Here is a 23,784-nt window from a genome sequence, read left to right as displayed (position 1 = left end):
CGTAACAAATATTCGTCCCAGGTGTTGATACGTCTCGTGGTGCAACCAGCGTGGGGTGCGCTTGCATGCAGGGATCACCTGAATCCGATCAGGTGTCGAAGGGAGCCCTCGCGTGCGATCCTCACTCCTCCGGGTCGGCGTCGTCGCCGGCGCGTCAGCACTGGTGCTGGCGACGATGCCCGCCTCGCTCGTCTCCGCGTCACCCGTCACCGACCCCCCGGCCGTCGACTGCCAGTCAGTCCTCGCGGCTCCCACCCTCGACGCGGCGTTCGACGCCGCGGCCGAGGCCGCCGACGTCCCGTCGGATCTCCTCAGAGCCGTCTCCTACATGCAGTCTCGCTGGGAGGGCCACGACGGCCGGGTCAGCAACGACGGCGGGTACGGCATGTTCAACCTCAAGTCGACGACGACGGCCGTCCCCGACGGGGCGGGCAAGGGCTCGACCGACCGCTCCCCACGACGTACGGCCAGCCAGCTCGAGCGCGCCGCCGAGCTCACCGGGATCCCCGCCTCGACGGTCCGCAGCGACGACCGCGCCAACGTCTGCGCGGCCGCGGCACTGACCGCGTCGTACGCGCCCGACCTCAACGCGTCCACGCAACCGCAGAGGTGGACCGCGGCGATCGCCCGCTTCGGGTCCGCCGACACGTTCGAGCGTCAGGTCCTGACCACGCTCCGTGAAGGACGCGCTCGTACGACCTCCGGCGGCGAGACGGTGACCCTCGATGGCGACCCGACGGTCGACGTCGCCCCGCCGTCCGCCAGCGATCCCGAGACCGACTGTCCGCCCGACCTCGGGTGCGAGTGGATCCCGGCCGGCTACGAGAAGCTGGTCCCCTCCGACCCCGACAGCACCGGCAACTACGGCAACCACGACAAGGCCGACCGCACCGGGCCTGGCGGGCCGAAGCTCAAGTACATCGTCATCCATGACACCGAGACCGCGTACGACCCGACCATCGGACTCGTGACAGACCCGGGCTACCTCGCCTGGAACTACACGATCCGGTCGTCGGACGGCCACATCGCCAACCACCTCGACCCGAAGGACGTGGGCTGGCACGCGGGCAACTGGTATGTCAACGCCCACTCCATCGGTATCGAGCACGAGGGCTGGGCGGGGTCGGCGGGCTGGTTCACCGAGGCGATGTACGAGCAGTCGGCGAAGCTGGTGCGCCACCTCGCGCACGAGCACGACATCCCGCTCGACCGAGCCCACATCATCGGGCACGACCAGGTCCCGGGCGTCACCTCCGGCGCCACGAGGAACGTGCACTGGGACCCGGGGCCGTACTGGGACTGGGAGCACTACTTCGACCTCGTCCAGGCGCCGATCGGCCAGTCGGCCAAGAACACCTCGTCGGTGAAGGCCGGCGACGTCGTCGAGGTCCGTGGCGGCTACGCCGACAACGTCAACACGATCACCGGCTGCCAGCAGGCCTCTCCGGGGTCCGGCGACTGCGTCCCTGGCCAGGGCACGAACTTCGTCCTCGCCTACCAGTCGCCCTCGCTCGAGGCCCCGCTGGCGAACGACCCGGGCTGGAAGCCCAACGGCGCCGCGGGGACGACGTACGCCAGCGACATCAGCGCACGCATCCAGTCGGGGCACAAGCTGGTCGTGGCCGAGGTGCGCGACGAGTGGCTCGGCGTCTGGTGGGCGGGCTCGTTGGTGTGGGTCCACAACCCGGCGACGAGGCCCGTCGTGCTCCGGACGACCGCCAAGACGGTGACGACGACATCGACGACCGCGGCACCGATCTTCGGTCGCGCCTATCCCGAGCCGGAGGCGTACGCGCCGTACGAGATCCCGGTGCAGTCGATCGCGCCGCTGGAGTACACGCTCGGCGCCGGTCAGACGTACGCCGTCAGCGACGACGACGTGGTGACCGACTACTACTACGCGCAGTCCTTCGACGGCTCGATCCCCGACGACCGTACGGACGTCAAGGGCGAGCTGCGGTACTACCAGCTCTGGTACGCGCACAAGCAGGTGTTCGTGAAGGCCGACGACGTGACGCTGCTCGATCCCGGCAAGCGAGCGGTGGTCCCGACCAGGCTGCCGAAGATCACCGGCGAGGCGAAGGTGGGCTCGGCGCTCACCGTGAGCAACGGACGGTGGTCGCGTGAGGTGACCGACTTCCGCTACACCTGGCTCGTCGGGGGTCGTCCGGTCGCCGGCGCGACGGGCTACACCTTCACCCCGCGGCCCGCGGACGCCGGCGAGCGCGTCGTCGCGGTGGTGTCCGTCGACGACCCGGCGCTCCACCCGATGCTCGCTCCGTCGCTGCCGACGGCGAAGATCCAGCGCTAGACACAGCGTGAGACACAGCGATGAGGCGTTTCGACCACCATCTGGTCGAAACGCCTCATCGTCGTCAGCGGACTGTCAGGCCTCGTCCTCGAGCGCGGCCGCGACGCGGCGGTGCGCCTCCCAGATCTCCTCAGGCATCCGGTCGAACTGCGCGAGGTGCTCCTCACGGAAGCCCATCTCCTGACGCCAGCGCTCCACGTCGATCGACAGGATCGTCTCGAGGTCGTCCTTGGCGATGTCGACGCCGTCGAGCATCAGCTCGTCCTCGGTGGGGATGATGCCGACCGGGGTCTGACGCCCGGTGACCTCACCCTTCTTGAGCTGGATCAGCCACAGCAGCGGGCGCAGGTTCTCGCGGTATCCCGGCCACAGGAAGTGGCCGTCCTCCGGGTCGCGCTGGAACCAGTTGACGTGCGCGAAGATCGGGAGCTCCTTCGCGGCCCCGACCACGTCGAGGTAGTGCCGCGCGTAGTCGCCCTCGCCGTAGGCCATGAACGGCCGGTTGGACATCGGGTCGTAGCGCAGCTGCCCGTCGACGCCCTCGGCGGCGAAGGTCGCCTCCGCGCCCAGGGTCAGCCCGTCGTACACGCCCTCGGCGAGATCGCTGATCGCGCGGATCAGCGGCTCGCGGTCGCGCGTACGGCCGCCGAAGATGATCGCGTCGATCGGCACGCCCGAAGCGGCGTTGTAGTCGGGCGCGATGTTGGGGACGTGGTCGAGCGTCGTCGTGAAACGGCTGTTGGGGTGCGCCCACGGCGAGTCGTCGCCCGGCTCGCGGTCGGCGATCGGGCTGCCCATCCAGTCCAGCCAGCCGGTGACGTCGGCCGGCGGCTGGGGCGTGCGCCCCTCCCACCAGACCTCCTGCGTCTGGGGGTTGTAGGCGACGTTGGTGAAGATCGCGCCCGTGCCCTCCGCGATGGACTGCAGCGCCGTCGGGTTGGTCGTCTCGTTCGTGTCCTTCGCGACGCCGAAGACGCCGTACTCCGGGTTCATGCCGTACAGGCGGCCCGACTTCTCGTCGACCCACAGCCACGCGATGTCGTCACCGTAGAACGACACGTGGTAGCGGTCGCCGAGGGCGTCCGGCGGCAGCATCATCGCGAGGTTGGTCTTGCCCGAGGCGCTCGGGAACCCGCCGCAGATGTGGTAGGTCTCGCCGGTCTCCTTGTCGTGGATGCCGATGAGCATGTACTGCTCGGCGAGGAACTTGCGCGAGTCCCAGCCGTCGTACGCGCCCTGGCGCAGGCCGTGCGCGATCTTCCCGAGCAGCGCGTTGCCGCCGTACGACGAGCCGAAGTGCAGGATCGTGCGCTCGTCGGCGACCGTGCAGAAGTAGCGCTGGTCGTCGGGCGTCCCGTGCCCCAGCGACTCCAGCTCACCGGTGACGTGGACCGCGCGCACGAAGCCGTCGGGGTCCTCCAGGTCGTTGACGAATTCCGCGCCGACGCGAGCCATGCGGATCATGTGCAGGACGACCGTGCGGGTGTCGGTGAGTTCGACGCCTGCGGCCCACGGCGCGAGCGCGTTGCCGGGAGGTGCCATCAGGTACGGGATGACGTACATCGTCTTGCCGATGAGGGCGCCGCGCATCTTGCTCTCGAGCAGCGGCTTCATCTCCGACGCTGGGCGCCAGTTGTTGTAGACGCCGGCGTCGGACGGGTTGCTGGTCGCGACGATCGTGCGCTCCTCCGAGCGCGCCGTGTCCTTGTGATAGCTGCGCGAGTAGTAGCGCCCCTCGCCCGCAGGCAGGAGCTCACCGGCGGCGAGCGCCTCGTCGATGAGGCGGGCGTCGTCGTCCGCACTGACGACCTCGATCCGATCGGCCCCTGTGACCTCGGCCCAGTGGCGCACGTACTCGCGGACACGCGGGTTCGTGAGGCCGGCCTCGTCCATCGCCTTCTCGGGATCTGCCATCAGGTGGGTCCTTTCGTTGTACGGGGTGCGAAGAAGGGTTCCACGACTTGAAGAAGTCTGCAACGATCCCTAGTTTGTTGCCCCGTGCACCATACGGTCGGAGCCCGAACAGAGGTCTTGATGACGCGCCACGTGCCGCAGCACCAGTCGGAGGCAGAGCTCTTCCGCACTCTCGGGCACCCCGTTCGGATCCGTGTCCTGGAGATCCTCCAGGACGGGCCCACCCCTGTCCGATCGCTGCTCGCCGAGCTCGGGATCGAGCCGTCGAACCTCTCGCAGCAGCTCGCGGTGCTCCGCCGAGCAGGCCTGGTGCAGTCCGCGCGGGAGGGGACGACCGTGACGTACGAGCTGTCGACGCCGGATCTCGAGCACCTCTTGCTGGCCGGTCGCCGCATCGTCGCCCGCCCCGCCGCGGCAAGCGCACCCGTCGTCGTCGGAGGCTGAGCGAGGCAGCATGTCGACATCGCGCCCTCGGCTCCGACGTTCCCCTCAGACGGCGCGTGATGCCGTCGTCCCGACGATCGAGGAGCTCGCATGAAGTACGTGATCATGATCCACTCCAACCCGCAGCCGTGGGGTCACCCCACAGGTGACTACCTCCCGGAGTTCCAGGCGCTGCCCGCCGAGGAGCGCGAGCGCCTGACCGGCGACTTCGAGCGCACGCTGACCGAGATGCAGGAACGCGGCGAGCTGGTGATGGGCGAGGCTCTGGGCGACCCGACCACCGCACGCCTCTATCGCTGGGAGGACGGGCGGCCGCTCGCGACGGACGGGCCTTACTCGGAGTCGAAGGAGCACCTGGCGGGCTTCTTCGTCATCGACGTCGAGAGCCTCGAGCGTGCGGAGGAGATCGGCGCGGTGTTCGCCGGGCCGGGCGAGACCGTCGAGCTGCGCCCCATGATGTGGCCGGGCGGCGACGACCAGTGACGCCGTCCTCACCGTGAGGCGCGGAGGCTGAGACGTGCTGGACGCACGGGTGCTCGAGGACGTGTGGCGGCGCGAGTCCGCGCACGTCCTCGCGGCGCTGCTGCGACGGCACGGCGACCTGGCGGACTGCGAGGATGCCGCACAGGAGGCGGCCCTCGCGGCCTCCGTGCAGTGGGAGCGCGACGGACTCCCGCAGAATCCTCGGGCCTGGCTGATCCGGGTGGCCTCGCGCCGCCTGGTCGACACGGTCCGCTCGGGCCGGGCGCGGGAGGAGCGCGAGGCGACGCACACCGACCGTATGGACATGCCGGCCAACGCCGACGGTGACGCCCGCGGTACGGATGCCGACGACACTCTCCGTCTGCTCGTGCTCTGCTGCCATCCCGCCCTCAGCCGCGCCTCCCAGGTCGCCTTGACGCTTCGCTCGGTCGCCGGCCTGTCCACGAGCCAGATCGCGGCCGCCTACCTGGTGCCCGAGAGGACGATGGCTCAACGCCTGAGCCGTGCGCGCGCGACGCTCCGTGCCGCAGGAGCGCGGTTCGAGCTGCCGCCACCAGGGGAGGCAGCCTCACGCCTCGCCGCTGCGCTGGACGTCTGCCACCTGATGTTCAACGAGGGCTACGTGCGGAGCTCGGGCGAGCACCTCGTGGACGCCGACCTCGCCGGCGAGGCGATCCGCCTCACCCGACAGCTCCACCGCGCCGTCCCCGAGCACGACGAGGTCACCGGTGCGCTCGCGCTGATGCTCCTCACCCACGCGCGGGCACCGGCGCGCACCACTCCCACCGGCGACCTCGTCCCGCTGCCCGAGCAGGACCGTCGCACGTGGGACGCGACGCAGATCGCGGAAGGCGTACGGCTCCTCGAGGAGGTCCTTCCGCGCGGCCACGTCGGGCGCTTCCAGCTCCAGGCGGCGATCGCCGCCGTGCACGCGGAGTCACCGACGTGGGAGGAGACCGACTGGGCACAGATCAGCGTGCTCTACGCGATGCTCGACGCCGTCGCCCCCAGTCCCGCGGTCACGCTCAACCGTGCGGTCGCCGTCGGCATGGCGGTCGGGCCCACGGAGGGCTTGGCGCTCGTCGACGACCTGCTGACCGATCCGGCGATGCAGCGGCATCACCGGACCCACGCCGTCCGAGCTCATCTGCTCGAGAGCGCAGGTGAGCTCGCCGGGGCCCGCGCCGCCTACCAGCGGGCCGCGGCCCTCACCGCGAGCCTGCCCGAGCAGCGTTACCTCAACCGACGCGCGGCACGGCTCCCGCGCTCGTAGCGCCGTACGGTGTCGAGATGCACCTCGACCTCGTCACGCTCCTGGTCCCCGACGACGACCAGGCCGTGGCGTTCTTCGTCGACACCCTGTGCACGCGACTGAGCGCCGCCGGCGTCGAGGTCACGTCCCCGCCGCGCGACGAGCCGTACGGGCGGGTCGCGGGGTTCGTCGACCCGATGGGCAACCGCTGGGACCTGCTCTCCGCGGCGTGACTGCTGGGTGGCCGCACGGCGTGTCGCGGGGACAACGCAAGAGGCCCGGCACCTAGGACGGTGCCGGGCCTCTCACTCCTGCGCGCTCGAAGGGATTCGAACCCCTAACCTTCTGATCCGTAGTCAGATGCTCTATCCGTTGAGCTACGAGCGCCCGCCTCGCACACCGGCGAAGCGACCCCTACTCTAGCGGGTCGCTCGCGGAGACCGAAATCGGGTTCCCCCGCCCGAACATTCTCGCCCCGGTGACCCCCGCGGGGCACTAGGTTTCAGTCCGGCGGCACAGCCCTCTCTCGGGTCGATCTGCCGTCCTCCCCCGTGAAACCGAGGTAAACATGACCGCACACGCGCGCGCCCGCAGGCGTACGCTCACGATCGTCGCGGCGGCCGCGACGGCCGTCACCGCGACCGCGCTGGCCGCGACCGGCCCGGCGATGGCCGAGCCCGTCGCCCCGACCGCCGCTGTCGGGTCCGCCTGTCCGGCGGCGTTCCCGCCGGCCGAGCTCGTCCGGGCGACCACGACAACGCCCGGCACAGCCGTCGAGGGCCTGACGGTGTCGGCCGGCACCGAGGCCGACACGGTCGCCGGTGAGTTCGTCGGGACCATCGAGGACGGCATCGCACCGGGCGTCGACATGCTGGTGTTCAAGATGCGCGGCTCGCGGATCACCGACTCCGCCGGCAACGTCGACCGCGGCATCTGGGCCGGCATGTCGGGCACCCCGCTCTACGCCCCCGACGGGCGTCTGGTCGGCGCGGTGGCGTACGGCCAGTCGTGGTCACCGAGCGAGTACGCCGGTGTGACGCCGGCTGCCGACCTCTACCGCTCGGGGTCGTACTCCTCGGCCGCCGCCTCGGTCCGGATCACCTCCAAGGTCGCGGACTCGATGCGTGCCACCGGTGCCTCCAAGGCTGCCGGCTCGCTGCGCCGCCTCCCGACACCGATCACCATCCCCGCCGGCGTCCCGTCGTCGAAGGCGGCGGCGATCGCGAAGAAGGCGAAGCTCAAGAACGTCACCTTCCGCAACGGCGGCGCGAGCAGCCGGACCGGGACGAAGGCGATCCCGGTCTCGGCCGGCTCCAACGTCGCCGCCTCCTACTCGTACGGGTCGCTCCCGCTCGCCGGCGTCGGCACGACCACGGCCGTCTGCGGCTCGACGGTCTACGCGTTCGGGCACCCGATGGACTGGCTCGGCAAGACGCGGATGTCTCTGCACGGCGCCGACGCCGTCTACGTCGAGCGCGACCAGATGGAGGGGTCGTTCAAGATCGCCAACCTCGGCGCGCCGATCGGAACGTTCACGCAGGACCGTCTGACCGCGATCGTGGGCACCCTCGGCAAGGCGCCGACCGGCCCGACCGTGCGGACCACCAACCGCTTCGAGAACCGCAGCCGCTACTCCGCGACCACGGTCATGTCGCAGGACTGGCTGTCGACGGTCGGAGCGACGCAGTCGAGCTACGACGGATGGACCGTGACCGACGGGACCTTCGGTGGCGAGGCCCGCGCGTACCGGTCCATCAAGGTGCGCCGCGCCAACGGCCAGATCCTGACCTACACGCGCAGCGACGTCTATGCCGACAGGTACGACATCACCGCCGGTGCCGCCGACCAGTTCGCGGGTGACATCGACTCGATCCTCTCCAACGACTACGAGGACGTCACGATCGTCGACGCCGCGCAGACGACGACGATCAGCGAGGGCTACAAGGCGTACCGGATCTCGCGTGTCGACGCGAAGCAGTTCGGGCGGTGGACGAAGGTGACCGACGAGGGGTTGATGGCTCGTCGCGGCGGCTTCCTGCGTCTGCGTGTCACGCTCGCGCGCGAGCGGGGCTCGATCGGCCCCGCCAAGAAGATCGTGAACCTCAAGGTCGCCGTCCCGCGCAGGAAGTTCAAGCGGCCGATCGGGATCCTCAACGTCTCGGGAGGCACCAGCCTCGGCTACGAGGATGACGAGTATTACGAGGAGTACGCCGAGGACGAGTACTCGACGGCCAGCGATGCGTCGTCGCTGCCCGGACTCCTCAAGGCGATGACGCGGGCGGAGCGCGGCAACGAGGTCACCGCACTCCTCAGCATGGGCGCCGGACGACGCGCGGTCGACAAGATGCACCGGCGCGCGACCGCGACGATCGTCACCGGCCAGCTCATGGTCCCGGTGATGCAGTACGGCAAGCCGCCGAAGAAGCGCTGACACCACGGCGTACGACAGAGGGCCCGCACTCCCGCAAGGGGGTGCGGGCCCTCCGCCTTTTCCGCTCGCGGGTCACTCCCTGGCGCTCGCGGGTCACTCCCTGGCGCTCGCGGGTCACTCCCTGGCGCTCGCGGGTCACCTTTGGTCCTGAGAGTGACCCGCGGACCGAAGAGAGTGACCCGCGAGCCGAAGAAAGTGACCCGCGGACCGAAGAGAGTGACCCGAGCCGAAGAAAGTGACCCGCGGACCGAAAAGAGTGACCCGCGGGCCGAAGAAAGTGACCCGCGGACCGAAAAGAGTGACCCGCGGGTGGAGAGGGTCGTGGGAGGTTGCGACCCTGTCCGGAGATTGTGAAAAGCCAACTACTTGGACGACTGTCCTGGTTCGACCCTTTTGAACTCGATTTGTGGGCCGGATCAACTTAAAACCGCAGGCCAGAGGCCCTTGTGAGAATGTTCACTATCTCGAGGCCCGTGTGAGGCGGGGGCGCGAACGGGGCATACATTGGCGACACGGCTCTCGTCCTTCGGGACCGCGCACCGGTCCCGCAGCGTGAGCCTCGCCCACCTATCCACATCAGCTGACCGGTCACGGGATTGGCCTGGCCAGTGCGAATCAACACGCTTGAATCGCGATGCGAGAAGGACACAGATCATCATGGCCGCAGACATCACCACCGACGCCCCGACGAGCACCTACAGGTCGAGCCACGCCGAGCTCCAGACCTGGGTCGACGAGGTCGCCGCACTCACCAAGCCCGACTCGATCACCTGGATCGAGGGGACTCCCGAGGAGTGGACCCGCCTCACCGATGAGCTGGTCGCCGCCGGCACGTTCGTGCGGCTCGACGAGAGCAAGAAGCCCAACTCCTTCTGGTGCGCCTCCGACCCGACCGACGTCGCGCGCGTCGAGGACCGTACCTACATCTGCAGCGTCGACAAGGCCGACGCCGGACCCACCAACAACTGGATGGCTCCGACCGAGATGAAGCGCATCATGATCGAGCTGTACGACGGCTCGATGCGTGGTCGCACGATGTACGTGATCCCGTTCGTGATGGGCCACATCGACTCCGCTCACCCGATGTTCGGCGTCGAGATCACCGACTCCGCCTACGTCGTCGCGTCCATGTCGGTGATGGCGCGTGTCGGCCGTGAGGTCCTCGACCGCATCGAGAGCACCCACGCGTCCTTCGTCCCCGCGCTGCACTCCGTCGGCGCGCCGCTCGAGCCGGGCCAGGACGACGTGCCGTGGCCGTGCAGCGACACCAAGTACATCGTGCAGTTCCCCGAGGAGCGCATGATCTGGTCGTACGGCTCGGGCTACGGCGGCAACGCCCTCCTCGGCAAGAAGTGCTACTCGCTGCGCATCGCCTCCGCGATGGGCCGCGACGAGGGCTGGATGGCCGAGCACATGCTGATCCTCAAGCTCACCTCGCCCGAGGGCGTCGTCAAGTACGTCGCCGCGGCGTTCCCAAGCGCCTGCGGCAAGACCAACCTCGCGATGGTCGAGCCGACCATCGAGGGCTGGAAGGTCGAGACCCTCGGCGACGACATCGCCTGGATGCGCGTCGGAGCCGACGGCCGCCTGTACGCCGTCAACCCGGAGTTCGGCCTGTTCGGCGTCGCGCCGGGCACCGGCTGGGACACCAACGCCAACGCGATGCGCACCATCGCCAAGGGCAACTCGGTGTTCACGAACGTCGCGCTGACCGACGACGGCGACGTGTGGTGGGAGGGCATGACGAAGGACGCGCCCGCGCACCTCACCGACTGGAAGGGTCGCGACTGGACCCCGGAGTCCGACGAGCTCTCGTCGCACCCCAACAGCCGCTTCTGCACCCCCATCCGTCAGTGCCCGATCCTCGCACCGGAGTACGACGACCCCAACGGCGTCCCGATCGACGCGATCCTCTTCGGCGGTCGCCGCAAGACGACCATCCCGTTGGTGACCGAGGCCCGCGACTGGACCCACGGCACGTTCATGGGCGCCACGCTCTCCTCGGAGACCACGGCCGCGGCGACCGGTGCGGTCGGCGTCGTCCGTCGCGACCCGATGGCGATGCTGCCGTTCATCGGCTACGACGCCGGTGACTACTTCAGCCACTGGATCTCGATGGCCAAGAACAACGACGAGTCGAAGTTCCCCAAGATCTTCTACGTCAACTGGTTCCGTCGTGACGACGACGGCTCGTTCCTGTGGCCGGGCTTCGGCGAGAACAGCCGCGTCCTCAAGTACGTCGTCGATCGCATCGAGGGCAACGTCGACGCTGTCGAGACCCCGATCGGTCTCGTGCCGGCGCCCGGCGCCCTCGACACCGACGGGCTCGACGTCACCGAGGAGCAGCTTGCGAAGGCCCTCGCCGTCGACGCCGACGAGTGGAAGACCGAGATCCCGCAGATCAACGAGTGGTTCGAGACGTTCGGCGACAAGCTGCCGGCCGTGCTCTGGACCGAGCTCGACGGTCTGAAGGCCCGCCTCGAGGCCTAAGCTCTGGCGCGGCGCCCCGTACCCTCACGCAGGGTGCGGGGCGTCGTGCTGTCCGGGGCGCGTACGACTGGGGTCTGACCCGCCGCCCGCAGCACAGGCCCGAGGGCTGACGGGTCACGGCGCGCGCCGCCGTACGGTCACGGAGTGCTGATCTCCGACCCGCTCTCACGCCTGATCGCCGAGGCCGCCACCGGCCTCCCCTCCCCGCTCGCGACAGCGGTGGAGCTGCTCCCCGACATCGGGCTCGTCGTGCTCGCGCTGGTCCTGGTGGCCGCCTCGTACGGGCGTGGGCCTCGCACGCTCGCCATCGGGCTCGCGGCCGGAGCCGGCGTCGTGCTGGCGTACGGCGCCAGCGAGGTGCTGAAGGTCCTCGTCCGTGACGAGCGGCCGTGCCGCGCTGTCGACGTGCTCGCGACCTGCCCCGCGGAAGGCGACTGGGCGTGGCCGAGCAACCACGCGACGATCGCCGCCGCCCTCGCGACGGCGGTGGTGCTGGTGGCACCGCAGTGGTGGCGGTACGCGGTGCCTGTCGCCGTCGTCGTGGCGGTCGGACGGGTCGTCGTCGGGGTCCACGACATCGCCGACGTCGCCGCGGGGACCGCGCTCGGGATCGCCGTCACCGTCGTCGTCGCGCGGCTGCTGGCCGCGCGGGTCGCAGCGCTGCTCGTGCAACCGCCCCGGGTGGGGTGAGCGGCGTCAGGCCGACCGGGGCGACCAGCCGATCGCCGGCAGGACCTCCTCGGTCAGGGCGGCGAGGTGCTCGACGTTGTAGGCGACGCCGAGCATGTTCGGCACCGTGATCAGCAGCGTGTCGGCATCCCGTACCGCGGCGTCCGCGGCGAGCTCCTCCGCCAGCGCGGCGGGCTCACCGACGTACGACTTCCCGAACCGCGACACCAGCCCGTCGATGACCCCGACCTGGTCTGCGTCCGAGCGCTCGCCGAAGTAGGCGCGGTCGGTGTCGTCGAGCAGCGGCACGATGCTGCGGCTGACGGAGACCCGCGGCTCGCGCTCCCAGCCCTGCTCAGCCCACGTGTCGCGATAGCGGGCGATCTGCTCGGCCTGGAGCTGGTCGAACGGCACGCCGGTGTCCTCGGTCAGCAGCGTGGACGACATGAGGTTCATCCCCTGCTTCGCGACCCACTCGCCGGTCGCCCGGGTCCCCGAGCCCCACCAGATGCGGTCGCGGAGCCCGTCGGACTGCGGCTGGATCGAGAGCGGCACCTGCTGGCCGGTCATCGCGGGGTCGGACAGCGCCACGCCCGCACCCCTGATCGCGGCGAGGAAGATCTCGGCATGCGTCCGCGCCATGTCGGCGTCGGTCCCACCCTCCGGCGGCACGAACCCGAACGACTCGTACCCGCGCTGCGCGTTCTCCGGTGATCCGCGGCTGATGCCGAGCTGGAGCCGGCCCGCGCTGATCAGGTCGGCGGCGGCCGCCTGCTCCGCCATCGCGAAGGGGTTCTCGTAGCGCATGTCGATCACGCCGGTCCCGATCTCGATCCGCGCCGTGCGCGCTGCGATCGCGGCCAGCAGGGGGAACGGCGACGCGAGCTGGCGCGCGAAGTGGTGCACACGCACGTACGCTCCGTCGAGACCGAGCTTTTCGACCTCGACGGCGAGATCGATCGTCTGGAGCAGCGCGTCCTGTGCCGTACGGACCTGCGAGCCCGGGACGGCCTGCCAGTGGCCGAAGGAGAGGAAGCCGACGTTCTTCATCTCCCCATGGTAGATGAAGTGTCAACTACCTCCGCGCTCCGGGGCCTTGGGCGACAATGACGACATGGCCGACCTCGCAGCCCCCTCCCTCATGCCCGCCGCGTTCATCGGCCACGGCAACCCGATGAACGCGCTCGAGCGCAACCGCTACACCGAGGCATGGCGTGCGCTGGGCGAGTCTCTGCCGAAGCCGCGCGCGATCCTCGTCGTGTCGGCGCACTGGTACATCAACGCCACGGCGGTCACCGCGATGCGCGCCCCGAGGACGATCCACGACTTCTACGGCTTCCCACGCGAGCTGTTCGAGGTGCAGTATCCGGCGCCCGGGATGCCCGAGCTGTACGAGGAGGTCTCCGACGCCGTGCACCCGACGTGGTGCGGCGAGGACCAGGACTCCTGGGGCATCGACCACGGCACCTGGTCGGTCCTGACCCACGTCTTCCCCGACGCCGACATCCCGGTCGTCCAGCTGAGCATCAACGCCGACAAGGGCCTCGACTACCACCTCGACCTGGGCCAGAAGCTCAACGCCCTGCGCGCCGACGGAGTGCTCGTCCTCGGCAGCGGCAACGTCGTCCACAACCTCGGCGGGATGGACTGGGGACTCGCGGACGAGGGGTACGACTGGGCGCACCGCTTCGACGAGTCGGCCAGGGAGCTGATGGCCGAGGACCCGACCAACATCGCGACGATGGACGCGCACGCCGACTACCGGCACGCGGTGCCCACGCCGGACCACTTCCTGCCGTTGCTCTATCTCGCCGGGATGGCCGACCAGTCAGGCCGTGGAGCGGACGTGCTCGTCGACGGCTACACGTACGGGTCGCTGTCGATGACGGCGTTCACGCTCGACCTGGACTGCCCGGACGCCGGTGCGGGAGCTCCCACGGGCGATCCCGGCACCCCTGCCTCGCCCCCGGACGGCTCCAACATCTGACCCGCCCGGCCCCGGCCCGTCCCTCCCGTCCCCGATTTGTGCACTTCGTCGAGGAATCCCCGGCCCGATTCCTTGAGGAGGTGCACAAATCGGGGACGGAGCGGGCAGGGAGTCAGTCGGCGAGCGCGGGTTCCGGCTCGCGGTCGACGTCGAGCCCGCCCTCCAGCTCGCGCGGACTCATCTTCGGGATCAGCAGCGCGACCAGCGCCGCGACCAGCAGCGCCGCCGACAAGAACAGGAACCCCGCGACGTACGACGATTCTCGCGGCTCCCCGCCGCGTCCGAGCTGGCCCGTCACGATCGTCGCCATCACCGCCGAGCCGACCGCGCCGCCGATCGTACGGATGTTGGCGTTCATGCCGCTCGCCACGCCGGTCTGCTCCGGCGGCACTGCGGCGACGACGAGGCTCGCCAGGCAGGCGAAGACGGCGCCGAGGCCGATCCCGAACAGGCCGCTGGCGATCGCCGTCTGCCACGGCTCGTGATGGACGAGGCCCATCGCCCCGAGCCCGATCGCGCTCAGGAGGCAGCCGATCACCACGACCGGCTTGGGGCCACGGATGCGGGTGAGCGGCGCGGTGACGAGTCCCATCACGAACGTGCCGACCGCCGAGGGCAGCATCAGCAGGCCCGACTGGGTGATGGACGCGCCGAACCCGTAGCCGGCGACGCTCGGGTCGGTCTGCAGCAACCGTGGCGTGAACGCGAACGACGCATACATGCCGACGCCCATCAGGAACGCGACGAGGTTGGCGGTCCACACCGCGGGGAGGCGCATCATGCGCAGGTCGATGAACGGTACGGCGGCCCGCTGCTCGACGTACACCCATCCGAGGAGCAGGACGACCGCCGCGACGAGGAGGCCGACGACCAGCGGCGCACCCCACCCGACGCGCGACCCCTCGCTGATGCCGATCAGCAGCGCCGTCAGCCACCCGGCGAAGAGCAGCGTCGGGAGCAACGGGATGCGGCCCGGCGTGCGTACGGGGGACGCGGGGACGAGGACCCACGCCGCGACGGCCGCGGCGCCGGTGACGATCGCCGGCAGCCAGAACAGCCACACGTAGCCCAGCCCGTCCACCATCGGCCCCGCCACCACCGTGCCGAAACCGCCGCCCGCTCCCATCAGGGCCGACGTGAAGCTGATCGCGCCGGAGATCTTGGGCTCGGGGAACTCGTCGCGGATGATCCCGAACGCCAGGGGTACGACGCCGCCGCCGACGCCCTGGATGACCCGCGCCGCGATCATCACGCCGACGTTCGGGGCGAGCGCGGCGACCACGGACCCGACCGCGAGCAACCCGAGCGCGTACACCAGCACGCGCTCCTTGCCCGTCGCGTCACCGAGTCGGCCGGCCAGCGGCGTGAAGACCGAGGCGGAGACGAGGTAGGCAGTGACGACCCAGGTCACGGTCGTCGCGTTGGTCCCGAGCTCCTCCTGGATGCGCGGTAGCACCGGGATCGTGAGCGACTGGACCAGGGCGAACGACGCGACTCCGACGCACAGCACCGCGAGCGTGACGCGATAGTGCGTACGACGCGCGGTCGAGATCACCCTGGCCCCCTGTCACGGCGGCCGCGTGGGTGCGACCAGTCCTGCTATGCAACCAACCACAGGCCGTACGGGTTCATTCCGGCCGGGCGGCGTTTCGGGTGCTCACACCTCAGACGCCACGATCCCACCCCGAATACGAGGTGGGATCGTCGGACTTCCGGTGCGAGCACCTCAAACGCCGGGCACCACCGGGTCGCGCGCGATCGGGCACGACATGCAGCGGGGACCGCCGCGCCCGGTGCCGAGCTCCGAGCCCTGGATCCGGATCACCTCGATGCCCGCCGACTCGAGCCGCGCGTTGGTCTCGATGTTGCGCTCGTACGCCACGGCGAGCCGCGGCGCGATCGCGAGCGTGTTGTTGCCGTCGTCCCACTGCTCACGCTCGGCGGTGACGGCGTCGAGCCCGGTGTCGATGACGCGCAGCCGGTCGATCTGCAACGCCTTCGCGGCCGCCTCGAGGAACGGAGCCGGCTCGTCGATCGACAGCGCGGTCCCGGAGCCCTCGGTGACCGGGTAGGCGCGGAGCGTGTCGGCGACCGCCGGATACATGACCACCGCGTCGACGTCGACCATCGTCACGACCGTGTCGAGGTGCATCGTGGCGCGGTCCTGCGCGATGGGCACCGCGAGCACGGTGGTCGCGAGGTCGTGCGCGAAGCACTGCCGCGCCAGCCGCTCGAACCCGGCCGGCGTCGTACGCTCTCCGACTCCGACCGCGATCACGCCGTCTCCGAGCAGCAGCACGTCACCGCCCTCAAGATGCTCGAGACGCGGCCCGTGGACGCGGGGAACGTGGGCGAACCGCGGGTGGTGCTCGTACACGATCTGCGTCAGGTGCGACTCGCGGGAGCGCGCGGGCATCGCAAAGCTCGTCAGCGCGACCTCGTCGCGCAGCCACACCGACGAGTCGCGGGTGAAGAGGAGGTTGGGGAGCGGGTCGATGAGGAAGTCCTCGGGCTGCAGCAGCACGGTGACGACGCTGCGGATGCCGTCGAGCTCGTCGTTGCGCAGGCCCGCGGTGAGGATCGCGGCGAGGTGCTCGGGGTCGTACGTCGTGAGCGCTCCGACGAGGTACTCCGCCACCGAGTCGCCGAGCCGCAGGTCAGCGGTGACGTCGGAGATCGCGGTCGCGCGGGCGGCGGGGTTCTCCAGCGTCTCCACGAGGAGGTCACGCAGATAGAGGACCTCGACCCCGTGCGACTCCAGGGCTCCCGCGAACGCGTCGTGCTCCTCCTGCGCGCGCCCCACCCAGGGCAGCCCGTCGAAGAGCAGGGAGTCGTTGTTGCGCGGGGTGAGCCGCTTGAGCTCGGGACCTGGCCGGTGGAGCATCACCGTGCGAAGGCGTCCGACCTCGTTCACCACGCCCGGCGGGTTGACTTCGGCATCCATCCGTTCACCTTAGGCTGGACCCCGTGGCCCTCGCAGTCTCGCTCCTCGCCCTGGTGGTCGCGGCCCTCGCTCTGGGCCTCGTCACCGCGAGTGCCCGCAAGGCGCGACCCGACACTCGGCCGGTCGACCACCTGCCGCGAGACACCGCAGCGCTGCGGCGGGAGGTCGCCGCGCTGGCCGACGTCCAGCGGCACACGTTCCGGCACATGGCGGTCGTCCGCTACGACGCGTTCGGCGACACCGGCGGCGCGCTGTCGTGGTCGCTGGCGCTGGCCGACGACTCCGGCGGCGGCGTCGTCCTGACCTCGATCCACGGGCGCAACGAGACCCGGACGTACGCCAAGAGCGTCGCCGGCTGGAGCAGCGAGCAGACGCTGACGCCGGAGGAGGAGCGGGCCCTGTCCGAGGCCCGCGGGACGGGCTAGGCCGAGCCCGCCGAGGTGGAGCCCGCCGAGGTGGAGCCAGCCGAGGTGGAGCTCGGCCCCTTGACGCTGCTGTAGCGCGTGCGTTCGCCGCGCCGGCGCTCCCAGGCGTCGCAGCCGATCATGACCGCGAGGGCGAGAGCGAAGCCGCCGATGATGTCGATCACGTAGTGCTCGGCGTAGTAGACGAGAGTGAACGACATCACGAGCGGATAGAGCAGCAGCACCCAACGCCAGCTCGTCCGCAGGCGCTGGACCCCGTAGAACGCGATCAGCGCCGCGAGCCCCGCGTGCAGCGACGGCATCGCCGCGACGGGGTTGCCGACGTTGGCGAGGACCAGGTGGAACCCGCCGAGGCCCATGTCAGACCAGCCGCGGCCGGTGAGGCGTACGACCTCGTCGGCGAGGTAGCCGTCCTGCGAGGCCATCCACGGCGGGGCCATCGGATAGAGGATGTAGATCACGAGCGCGCCGAAGCTGATCGCGAGATAGCGACGCATCCAGCGCACCCACTCGGTCCGGGTCATCAGCCAAAGGACGACGGCGATCGAGAGACCCGCGATGAAGTGCGTGAAGTAGACGGTGGTGAAGACCACGTCGTACCACTGCGGCGGAGAGTCCAGCGAGCACGGCTGCTCGCAGAGCCAGTCCTGCAGGTGGCGGGTCGGGGTAGTGCCTCCGCCGAGCCACTCGTCGAAGACGATCGGCTCGGTGACGTGCACGGGCAACGGGATCAGCTCGTCGGCGAGCCCGCGGCTGTAGAGATAGACGAGCAGGAACGCGACCGGTCCCCACCAGTCGCGGAGGAACTGCATGTGCGTACGCCAGCCGGCGCCGAAGTTCCACGCGATCGTGAGGACCCACAGCCACGCGACGATCTGGACGACGTCGGTAGGCAGGCCGATGAAGGCGAGCCACAGCCCGAACCCGCCGACGAAGACGACCATCGCGGCGATGCGCCCGCGTCTCGAGGTCAGCGGGTTGTTGTCGGGCACAGCGCTCTCGGGCATGCCGTTCTCGTCCAGCACGCCGTCGTCCAGCAAGCCCTCGTCGAGGACGTCAGAACGCGCCGGGTCGCGGGTCGACTCGTCCACTCAGGCCCCCTACGATCTCGCGCGCTCGAACCCAACGTTAGGACGCCACGGTGTCATACGCGATGTGATTAGCCGCCTACGGGTCGGCGAGTCACGCGGGCTTGGGCGCGTCCACGGCGAGCTTGACGCCGACCATGCCGAGGAGGCTGCCGCTGATCCGGCGCTGCCACGCCATCCACGACGGCCGACTCGCGAGGAACGCGGCGATCCCGCCGGCCACGATGATCAGCGTCGCGTTGACCACGGCGCTGACGGTGATCTGGATGCTGCCGAGCACGAACCCTTGCAGCACCACGTCGCCGCGCGAGAGGTCGACGAACTGCGGGATCAGCGAGACGTACATGATCGCGGCCTTGGGGTTGAGCAGGTTGGTCGTGAGACCCATCGTGAACAGCCGCCGATGGGAGTCGCGCGGGAGGTCGCGTGCCTCGAACGCGGAGAGGCCGCCGGGCCGGAGGGTCTTCCAGGCGAGCCAGAAGAGGTAGGCGGCGCCGGCGATCTTGAGCGCCACGTACAGCCACGGCACCACGACGAAGACCGCGGCGAGACCGACGTTGGCCATCACCATGTAGACCCCGAAGCCGACCATCGTGCCGAGGAGCGACACGAGGCCGGCGAGCGGGCCTTGACTGATGCTGCGGGAGACGAGGTAGACCATGTTGGGCCCGGGTGTGAGCACCATCCCGAGGGCGACGAGCGCGATGCCGACAGCGGCGGCGGTCTCGATCACGCGCGGCTCCTCGGCTCGACCAGGCACTCTGCCTCCGAGGGTGCCACGCGCCTCTCGGGCGCAGCACGCGCTTTATGCCGTGGCGATCTTGCGGTGGTAGGCGCCCATGGCGAGGACGTACGCGACGACGAGGATGCCGAGGCACCAGGCCAGGGCGACCCAGAGGTCGTTGCCGACGGGCTGCTCGGCGAACAGCGCGCGGATCGAGTTGACGATCGGCGTGACGGGCTGGTTCTCGGCGAACCACCGCACCGGGGCGGGCATGCTGTCGGTCGGGACGAACGCCGAGCTGATGAACGGCAGGAAGATCAGCGGGTACGAGAATCCGCTCGCGCCGTCGATCGTCTTTGCGGTCAGGCCCGGGAGCACCGCCAGCCAGGTCAGGGCGAGGGTGAACAGGGCGAGGATGCCGAAGACCGCGAGCCAGTCGAGCACGGTGGCGCTCGTCCTGAATCCCATGACGAACGCGACCGCGATGACGACCACGACGGAGACCAGGGTGGCGACGAGCGAGGTCAGCACGTGCGCCCACAGCACGGACGATCGGGCGATCGGCATCGACTGGAAGCGCTCGAAGATGCCGGCCTGCTGGTCGGTGAAGAGCCGGTAGGCGGTGTAGGCGATGCCGGAGGCGATCGTCATGAGCAGGATGCCGGGCAGCAGGTAGTTCACGTACGAGCCGGTGTCCTGACCGGTGTCGATCGCACCCCCGAACACGTAGACGAACAGCAGCATCATCGCGATCGGGGTGACGACCGTGGTGATGATCGTGTCGGGGCTGCGGGAGATGTGGCGCAGCGACCGTCCGGTCAGCGTGGTGGTGTCGGGCAGGAAGTGCGTGGTCATCTGGACTCCTTGCGGTCGGCTCCGACGATGGAGAGGAAGATCTGCTCGAGGGTCGGCTGCTTCTCGACGTACTCGACCTCGGCAGGCGGCAGCAGCCGCTTGAGCTCGGCGAGGGTGCCGTCGGCGATGATGCGACCCTCGTGGAGGATCGCGATCCGGTCGGCGAGCTGCTCGGCCTCGCCGAGATACTGGGTGGTGAGCAGCACGGTTGTCCCCTGACCGGCGAGCTCCTTGACGGTGTCCCAGACCTCGAGGCGTGCCTGCGGGTCGAGCCCGGTGGTGGGTTCGTCCAGGAAGATCACCGGCGGGTCACCGATCAGGCTCATCGCGATGTCGAGGCGGCGCCGCATGCCTCCGGAGTACGTCGACGCCTTGCGACCACCGGCGTCGGTGAGGGAGAAGCGGGCAAGCAGGTCGTCCGCGATCGCGCCCGGGGCCGCGAGGTGGCGGAGCTTGGCGACCAGGACCAGATTCTCCCGGCCGCTGAGGATCTCGTCGACCGCGGCGAACTGGCCCGTGAGGCTGAACGACTCCCGTACCTGCGCGGGCTGCGTCGCGACGTCGAAGCCGTTGACCGTCGCCGCCCCCGCATCGGCCCTGAGCAGCGTCGCCAGGATCCGGATGACCGTGGTCTTGCCGGCGCCGTTGGAGCCGAGCAGGGCGACGATGCTGCCCGGCGCCACGTCGAGGTCGACGCCGCGCAGGACCTGAACCTCGCCGTACGCCTTCTCCAGGCCACGCAGCTGGATCGCGGGGGTCTGTGTGGTGGTCACGCGTCCGCCGCCTCGTCGATCGCCTTGATGAGGCGGGCGCGCTCCTTGTCGATCCAGTGCTTGCCCGAGTAGGCCGCGGCGAAGGTCTCGGCGAACTCGACCGGGTCGTCGCCGACGATCGCGCGCACCGGGGTCTCGTCGGCGGCGGCTCGCTCCCACAGGTCGGCGAAGTCGTCGAACATCCTCATGAAGGTCTCGCCGTCGGTGATCCCGGAGCAGTACATGAGGTAGCGCTCGAGCGCCTTCGCGGCCGTCTCGTACGGCTCGGGGAGGGCCCCGATGCGGGCCCGGTAGCGCCGGAACTGCTTCTTCTGCTCGAGCGACCCGATCACGGTCTCTATCCACTTGGCGGCCATCTCAGCCTTCTCCTTCTGCGTTGTCTGTCTGTGCGTGGTGGAGCTGTTCGATGCGCTCGACGAGGAAGCCCCACGTCTTCCAGAACTCGTCGAGGTGTGCCTGGCCCTGGGCGTTCAGGGAGTAGACCTTGCGTGGCGGCCCCTTCTCGGACGGGACCTTCTCCACGTCCACGAGGCCGCGCTGCTCGATCCGTACGAGCAGTGCGTAGACCGTGCCCTCGGCGATCTCCGTGAAGCCCTGGTCACGCAGCCACGCTGTGATCTCGTACCCGTACGCGGGTCGTCGGGTGAGGATCGCGAGGACGATCCCCTCCAACGTGCCCTTGAGCATCTCGGTCATCTGCTTGCCCATGGAGGTCACCTCCTCTCGCTACTCAGCGTTGCTGACTACTGGTACATAGTAACGCTGAATAGTGCGCGCACAAGGGGTCTTTATCGACTGAGACATTGCACCTTTCGGTTCACTGTCATACGGTGAACCTTATGGTTCAGCAATCGCTCGACAAGGCCTTCGCGGCGGTGGCCGATCCGACACGACGGAAGGTCCTCGTGCGGCTCGCCGAGGGCCCGGCCGCCGTGAGTGAGCTGGCCGCTCCGTTCGGGATGACGGTGACCGGGATGGCCAAGCACGTCCGCGTTCTCGAGGACGCGCGGCTCGTCACCACCGCGAAGGTCGGCCGTACGCGGGTGTGCCGGCTCGGCGAGGAGCGGCTGGAGGACGCGATGGCCTGGATCGGGTTCTACCAACGGCTGTGGGAACGCCGCCTCGACGGCATGGAGGCCTACTTCACGTTGGGCCTCGACAAACGCGACACCAAGGAGGACGAGGCATGACCGAGAACGAGAGTACCACTGAGGACCTGGCACTGAGGCTGTCGCGCTGGCTGCCTGCGACGCCGGACGAGGCGTTCGACGCCTACACCGACGCCGAGAAGCAGAAGACGTGGTTCAGCATCCTCGACGACGAGCCCGGCATCGTCGAGATCGACGTCGACCTCCGCGTCGGCGGCACGCAGACCGCGGTGTGGGGGCCGAGCCGCGACCAGCTGTTCCGCGAGGTGCAGACCTTCGTCGAGATCGACCGCCCGCACCGGCTGGTCACCGACTCGACCGGCTCGGACCCGTCGGGCGCGGAGATGACCACGCACGTCGAGGTGACGTTCGAGGCCGATGGCGACGGCACGTTGATGACCGTCGTGCAGAGCGGGTTCCCCGTGCCGGAGGTTCGCGACTTCTTCACCAGCGAGGTGTGGGTCGGCGCGTTCGACCGGGTCGAGGCCTTTCTGCGTACGCCGGCGGCGCGACTGCCGTGACCGGGCCCGCCGACGGGACTATCCTCACGAGGATGAGCCGCGTCTTCACCATCAGCGTCGCGTCGGTCTATCCCCACTACGTGGCGAAGGTCGAGAAGAAGGGCCGTACGAAAGCTGAGCTCGACCAGGTGATCGAGTGGTTGACCGGCTTCGACGAGGCTGCGCTGAGCAACCACCTGGCGAAGGAGACGACCTTCGAGGACTTCTTCGCCGGCGCGCAGCTGAACCCGCACGTCTCCGAGATCACCGGCGTGGTCTGCGGGGTACGGGTCCAGGACATCGAGGATCCCCTGATGCAGAAGATCCGCTACCTCGACAAGCTCGTCGACGAGCTCGCCAAGGGCAAGGCGATGGAGAAGGTGCTGCGGAGCTAGGCGCCGCGCGCCTCCGCAGCGATCGCCTGGGCTAGTCCCTCGAACTGGTGCCCGCCTGCGGGGTGCTCCACCACGCGCGCCGACGGCATCCGTACGGCGCCCAGCGCCAGGTGCTCGAACGGCACGACCTCGTCGTCGCGGCAGTGGTGCAGCGAGGCGTCCATGTCCGGCTCCGCCCCGTCGTACACGTACTGGGCGACGTCCCAGCCGTCCGGGCTCCAGTCCGGCATCGCGAGCAGCAGCGCCCTCCGCGGCGCCCATCCGCGCTCCGGCAGCACCCACTGCAGGATGGTCGCGCCGAACGAGTGACCGACGACGATGTCGTCGGGGCCGAGAGCTGCCAGCCGCTCACGCACCGGGCCGGCCCATGCCTCGACCGACATGTCTTCGTCAGGAACCTGAGGGTAGTCCACGGAGGCATCGAGGGCGTCGCTCAGCCCGTCGGCCATGACCTGGTCCTCCAGGTAGCCGCCCGCACCGTGGACGAACAACACGCGCATCGCTTCACAGTAGAGGAGCGTGATGTCGAGAATCCGCCCTCGGCTTCGTTCTCCCCATGAACGCACCCGCAACGAAGGGATGAAGCAGATGAGTGAACTGATCGGCATCGCGCGGTTCGACTTCCGCGACGGCGACGTCGAGGAGTTCAAGCGCCTGTCGGAGCAGGCGATGGAGATCGTCCGGGCCAAGGAGCCGGGCACCCTCGAGTACAGCGTCTCCTTCAACGCCGACGAGACCGAGGCGATCGTGATCGAGCGCTACCGCGACTCCGACGCGCTGATCGCGCACGGGCGGAATCTCGCCCACCTCATGGAGCCGGTGATCGCGACCGGCTCGGTGCACGGTGAGCTGCTCGGGGACCCCAGCCCCGACCTGCGCGCCAACTTCGCCGACGACGGCCCGGTTCAGCTCTTCGCACCCTGGATCTCGCTGTAGGCGCGGCCCGAGCGA

The 23,784-nt window shown here is 69.6% G+C and carries 25 protein-coding genes and 1 tRNA gene; 14 read left to right on the top strand and 12 right to left on the bottom strand.

The annotated features are described in order from the left end of the window. Nucleotides 1-112 precede the first annotated feature (112 nt). Entirely contained in the window at nucleotides 113-2,311 is a 2,199-nt protein-coding gene (locus KV100_RS10785) for an N-acetylmuramoyl-L-alanine amidase (RefSeq protein ID WP_220343065.1), read from the top strand. Between the two features lie 75 nt (nucleotides 2,312-2,386). Here KV100_RS10785 and KV100_RS10780 read toward each other — a convergent pair whose 3' ends face one another. Then, the gene (locus KV100_RS10780; RefSeq protein WP_220343064.1) at nucleotides 2,387-4,225 is read right to left on the bottom strand and encodes a phosphoenolpyruvate carboxykinase (GTP); all 1,839 of its coding nucleotides are present in this window, start codon (nucleotides 4,223-4,225) and stop codon (nucleotides 2,387-2,389) included. 120 nt (nucleotides 4,226-4,345) lie between these two features. On the opposite strand from KV100_RS10780, the gene KV100_RS10775 reads away from it, so the two are divergent. The 4 genes from KV100_RS10775 (at nucleotide 4,346) to KV100_RS10760 (ending at nucleotide 6,637) form a co-directional block, all read left to right on the top strand. Next, nucleotides 4,346-4,669 (top strand): helix-turn-helix transcriptional regulator, encoded by a 324-nt coding sequence (locus KV100_RS10775; protein WP_220343063.1) that lies wholly within the window; start codon nucleotides 4,346-4,348, stop codon nucleotides 4,667-4,669. Nucleotides 4,670-4,759: 90 nt separating this feature from the next. Further along, entirely contained in the window at nucleotides 4,760-5,152 is a 393-nt protein-coding gene (locus KV100_RS10770; RefSeq protein ID WP_220343062.1) for a YciI family protein, read from the top strand. 34 nt (nucleotides 5,153-5,186) lie between these two features. After that, the gene (locus tag KV100_RS10765; protein ID WP_308291414.1) at nucleotides 5,187-6,425 is read left to right on the top strand and encodes a sigma-70 family RNA polymerase sigma factor; all 1,239 of its coding nucleotides are present in this window, start codon (nucleotides 5,187-5,189) and stop codon (nucleotides 6,423-6,425) included. Between the two features lie 17 nt (nucleotides 6,426-6,442). Beyond that, nucleotides 6,443-6,637 carry a VOC family protein gene (locus KV100_RS10760; RefSeq protein WP_220343061.1) on the top strand — a complete coding sequence of 65 codons (195 nt, stop codon included), beginning with the start codon at nucleotides 6,443-6,445 and terminating at the stop codon, nucleotides 6,635-6,637. Nucleotides 6,638-6,718: 81 nt separating this feature from the next. Here the strand turns inward: KV100_RS10760 and KV100_RS10755 are convergent. Continuing rightward, a tRNA-Arg gene (locus tag KV100_RS10755) sits at nucleotides 6,719-6,791 on the bottom strand. A 181-nt stretch (nucleotides 6,792-6,972) separates the two neighbouring features. Between KV100_RS10755 and KV100_RS10750 the strand changes: the two genes are divergently transcribed. From KV100_RS10750 to KV100_RS10740, 3 genes are all read left to right on the top strand, one after another. Next, entirely contained in the window at nucleotides 6,973-8,835 is a 1,863-nt protein-coding gene (locus KV100_RS10750; protein ID WP_220343060.1) for a hypothetical protein, read from the top strand. 657 nt (nucleotides 8,836-9,492) lie between these two features. Next, on the top strand, nucleotides 9,493-11,325 hold the full coding sequence (locus KV100_RS10745) for a phosphoenolpyruvate carboxykinase (GTP) (protein WP_220343059.1): 1,833 nt from the start codon (nucleotides 9,493-9,495) through the stop codon (nucleotides 11,323-11,325). Between the two features lie 144 nt (nucleotides 11,326-11,469). Next, nucleotides 11,470-12,015 carry a phosphatase PAP2 family protein gene (locus tag KV100_RS10740; RefSeq protein ID WP_220343058.1) on the top strand — a complete coding sequence of 182 codons (546 nt, stop codon included), beginning with the start codon at nucleotides 11,470-11,472 and terminating at the stop codon, nucleotides 12,013-12,015. Nucleotides 12,016-12,021: 6 nt separating this feature from the next. Here the strand turns inward: KV100_RS10740 and KV100_RS10735 are convergent, their stop codons facing one another. Next, on the bottom strand, nucleotides 12,022-13,044 hold the full coding sequence (locus tag KV100_RS10735) for an LLM class flavin-dependent oxidoreductase (protein ID WP_220343057.1): 1,023 nt from the start codon (nucleotides 13,042-13,044) through the stop codon (nucleotides 12,022-12,024). 64 nt (nucleotides 13,045-13,108) lie between these two features. Between KV100_RS10735 and ygiD the strand changes: the two genes are divergently transcribed. Further along, nucleotides 13,109-13,981, top strand: a complete 873-nt coding sequence (gene ygiD, locus KV100_RS10730; RefSeq protein WP_220343056.1) for a 4,5-DOPA dioxygenase extradiol — start codon at nucleotides 13,109-13,111, stop codon at nucleotides 13,979-13,981. 112 nt (nucleotides 13,982-14,093) lie between these two features. Here ygiD and KV100_RS10725 read toward each other — a convergent pair whose 3' ends face one another. Both KV100_RS10725 and KV100_RS10720 read right to left on the bottom strand, forming a co-directional pair. After that, a complete protein-coding gene (locus KV100_RS10725; RefSeq protein WP_220343054.1) occupies nucleotides 14,094-15,536 on the bottom strand; it encodes an MFS transporter in 1,443 nt (480 codons plus the stop codon). Nucleotides 15,537-15,707: 171 nt separating this feature from the next. Beyond that, nucleotides 15,708-16,925 carry an arginine deiminase gene (locus tag KV100_RS10720; protein ID WP_220343052.1) on the bottom strand — a complete coding sequence of 406 codons (1,218 nt, stop codon included), beginning with the start codon at nucleotides 16,923-16,925 and terminating at the stop codon, nucleotides 15,708-15,710. 23 nt (nucleotides 16,926-16,948) lie between these two features. On the opposite strand from KV100_RS10720, the gene KV100_RS10715 reads away from it, so the two are divergent. Then, nucleotides 16,949-17,350: a DUF4446 family protein gene (locus tag KV100_RS10715; protein WP_308289468.1), complete on the top strand. Its 402-nt coding sequence runs from the start codon at nucleotides 16,949-16,951 to the stop codon at nucleotides 17,348-17,350. On the opposite strand, the gene KV100_RS10710 is transcribed toward KV100_RS10715, so the two are convergent. The 6 genes from KV100_RS10710 to KV100_RS10685 all read right to left on the bottom strand — a co-directional run bounded on the left by KV100_RS10710 (nucleotide 17,347) and on the right by KV100_RS10685 (nucleotide 21,498). Further along, nucleotides 17,347-18,441 (bottom strand): phosphatase PAP2 family protein, encoded by a 1,095-nt coding sequence (locus KV100_RS10710; RefSeq protein ID WP_220343050.1) that lies wholly within the window; start codon nucleotides 18,439-18,441, stop codon nucleotides 17,347-17,349. The genes KV100_RS10715 and KV100_RS10710 overlap by 4 nt on opposite strands. Nucleotides 18,442-18,532: 91 nt before the next feature. Further along, complete coding sequence (locus tag KV100_RS10705; protein WP_308291413.1) at nucleotides 18,533-19,171, bottom strand: LysE family translocator; 639 nt, start codon at nucleotides 19,169-19,171, stop codon at nucleotides 18,533-18,535. 72 nt (nucleotides 19,172-19,243) lie between these two features. Next, entirely contained in the window at nucleotides 19,244-20,017 is a 774-nt protein-coding gene (locus tag KV100_RS10700) for an ABC transporter permease (protein ID WP_220343048.1), read from the bottom strand. Beyond that, nucleotides 20,014-20,790 (bottom strand): ATP-binding cassette domain-containing protein, encoded by a 777-nt coding sequence (locus KV100_RS10695; RefSeq protein ID WP_308291412.1) that lies wholly within the window; start codon nucleotides 20,788-20,790, stop codon nucleotides 20,014-20,016. The genes KV100_RS10700 and KV100_RS10695 overlap by 4 nt, the downstream gene beginning before the upstream one ends. Next, complete coding sequence (locus KV100_RS10690; protein WP_220343046.1) at nucleotides 20,787-21,146, bottom strand: DUF1048 domain-containing protein; 360 nt, start codon at nucleotides 21,144-21,146, stop codon at nucleotides 20,787-20,789. Before KV100_RS10690 ends, KV100_RS10695 begins: the two co-directional genes overlap by 4 nt. Before the next feature lies 1 nt (nucleotide 21,147). Next, nucleotides 21,148-21,498: a PadR family transcriptional regulator gene (locus tag KV100_RS10685; protein WP_220343044.1), complete on the bottom strand. Its 351-nt coding sequence runs from the start codon at nucleotides 21,496-21,498 to the stop codon at nucleotides 21,148-21,150. Between the two features lie 131 nt (nucleotides 21,499-21,629). On the opposite strand from KV100_RS10685, the gene KV100_RS10680 reads away from it, so the two are divergent. From KV100_RS10680 to KV100_RS10670, 3 genes are read left to right on the top strand one after another with little or no spacing between them, the layout of a single operon-like run. Continuing rightward, a complete protein-coding gene (locus KV100_RS10680) occupies nucleotides 21,630-21,980 on the top strand; it encodes a helix-turn-helix transcriptional regulator (protein WP_220343043.1) in 351 nt (116 codons plus the stop codon). Further along, complete coding sequence (locus KV100_RS10675; protein ID WP_220343040.1) at nucleotides 21,977-22,459, top strand: SRPBCC domain-containing protein; 483 nt, start codon at nucleotides 21,977-21,979, stop codon at nucleotides 22,457-22,459. The genes KV100_RS10680 and KV100_RS10675 overlap by 4 nt, the downstream gene beginning before the upstream one ends. A 32-nt stretch (nucleotides 22,460-22,491) precedes the next feature. Then, nucleotides 22,492-22,833, top strand: a complete 342-nt coding sequence (locus KV100_RS10670) for a DUF2200 domain-containing protein (protein ID WP_220343038.1) — start codon at nucleotides 22,492-22,494, stop codon at nucleotides 22,831-22,833. Here the strand turns inward: KV100_RS10670 and KV100_RS10665 are convergent. Further along, nucleotides 22,830-23,333, bottom strand: coding sequence for an alpha/beta fold hydrolase (locus KV100_RS10665; RefSeq protein WP_220343037.1), 504 nt, complete (start codon nucleotides 23,331-23,333; stop codon nucleotides 22,830-22,832). The genes KV100_RS10670 and KV100_RS10665 overlap by 4 nt on opposite strands. Before the next feature lie 88 nt (nucleotides 23,334-23,421). On the opposite strand from KV100_RS10665, the gene KV100_RS10660 reads away from it, so the two are divergent. Further along, on the top strand, nucleotides 23,422-23,769 hold the full coding sequence (locus tag KV100_RS10660) for a putative quinol monooxygenase (protein ID WP_220343036.1): 348 nt from the start codon (nucleotides 23,422-23,424) through the stop codon (nucleotides 23,767-23,769). Nucleotides 23,770-23,784: the final 15 nt, after the last annotated feature.

The organism is Mumia sp. zg.B21, from assembly GCF_019550855.1.
Classification (GTDB): Bacteria; Actinomycetota; Actinomycetes; order Propionibacteriales; family Nocardioidaceae; genus Mumia.
Note: the sequence above shows the minus strand (reverse complement) of the source record. Positions and strands in the feature narration are given on the sequence as shown.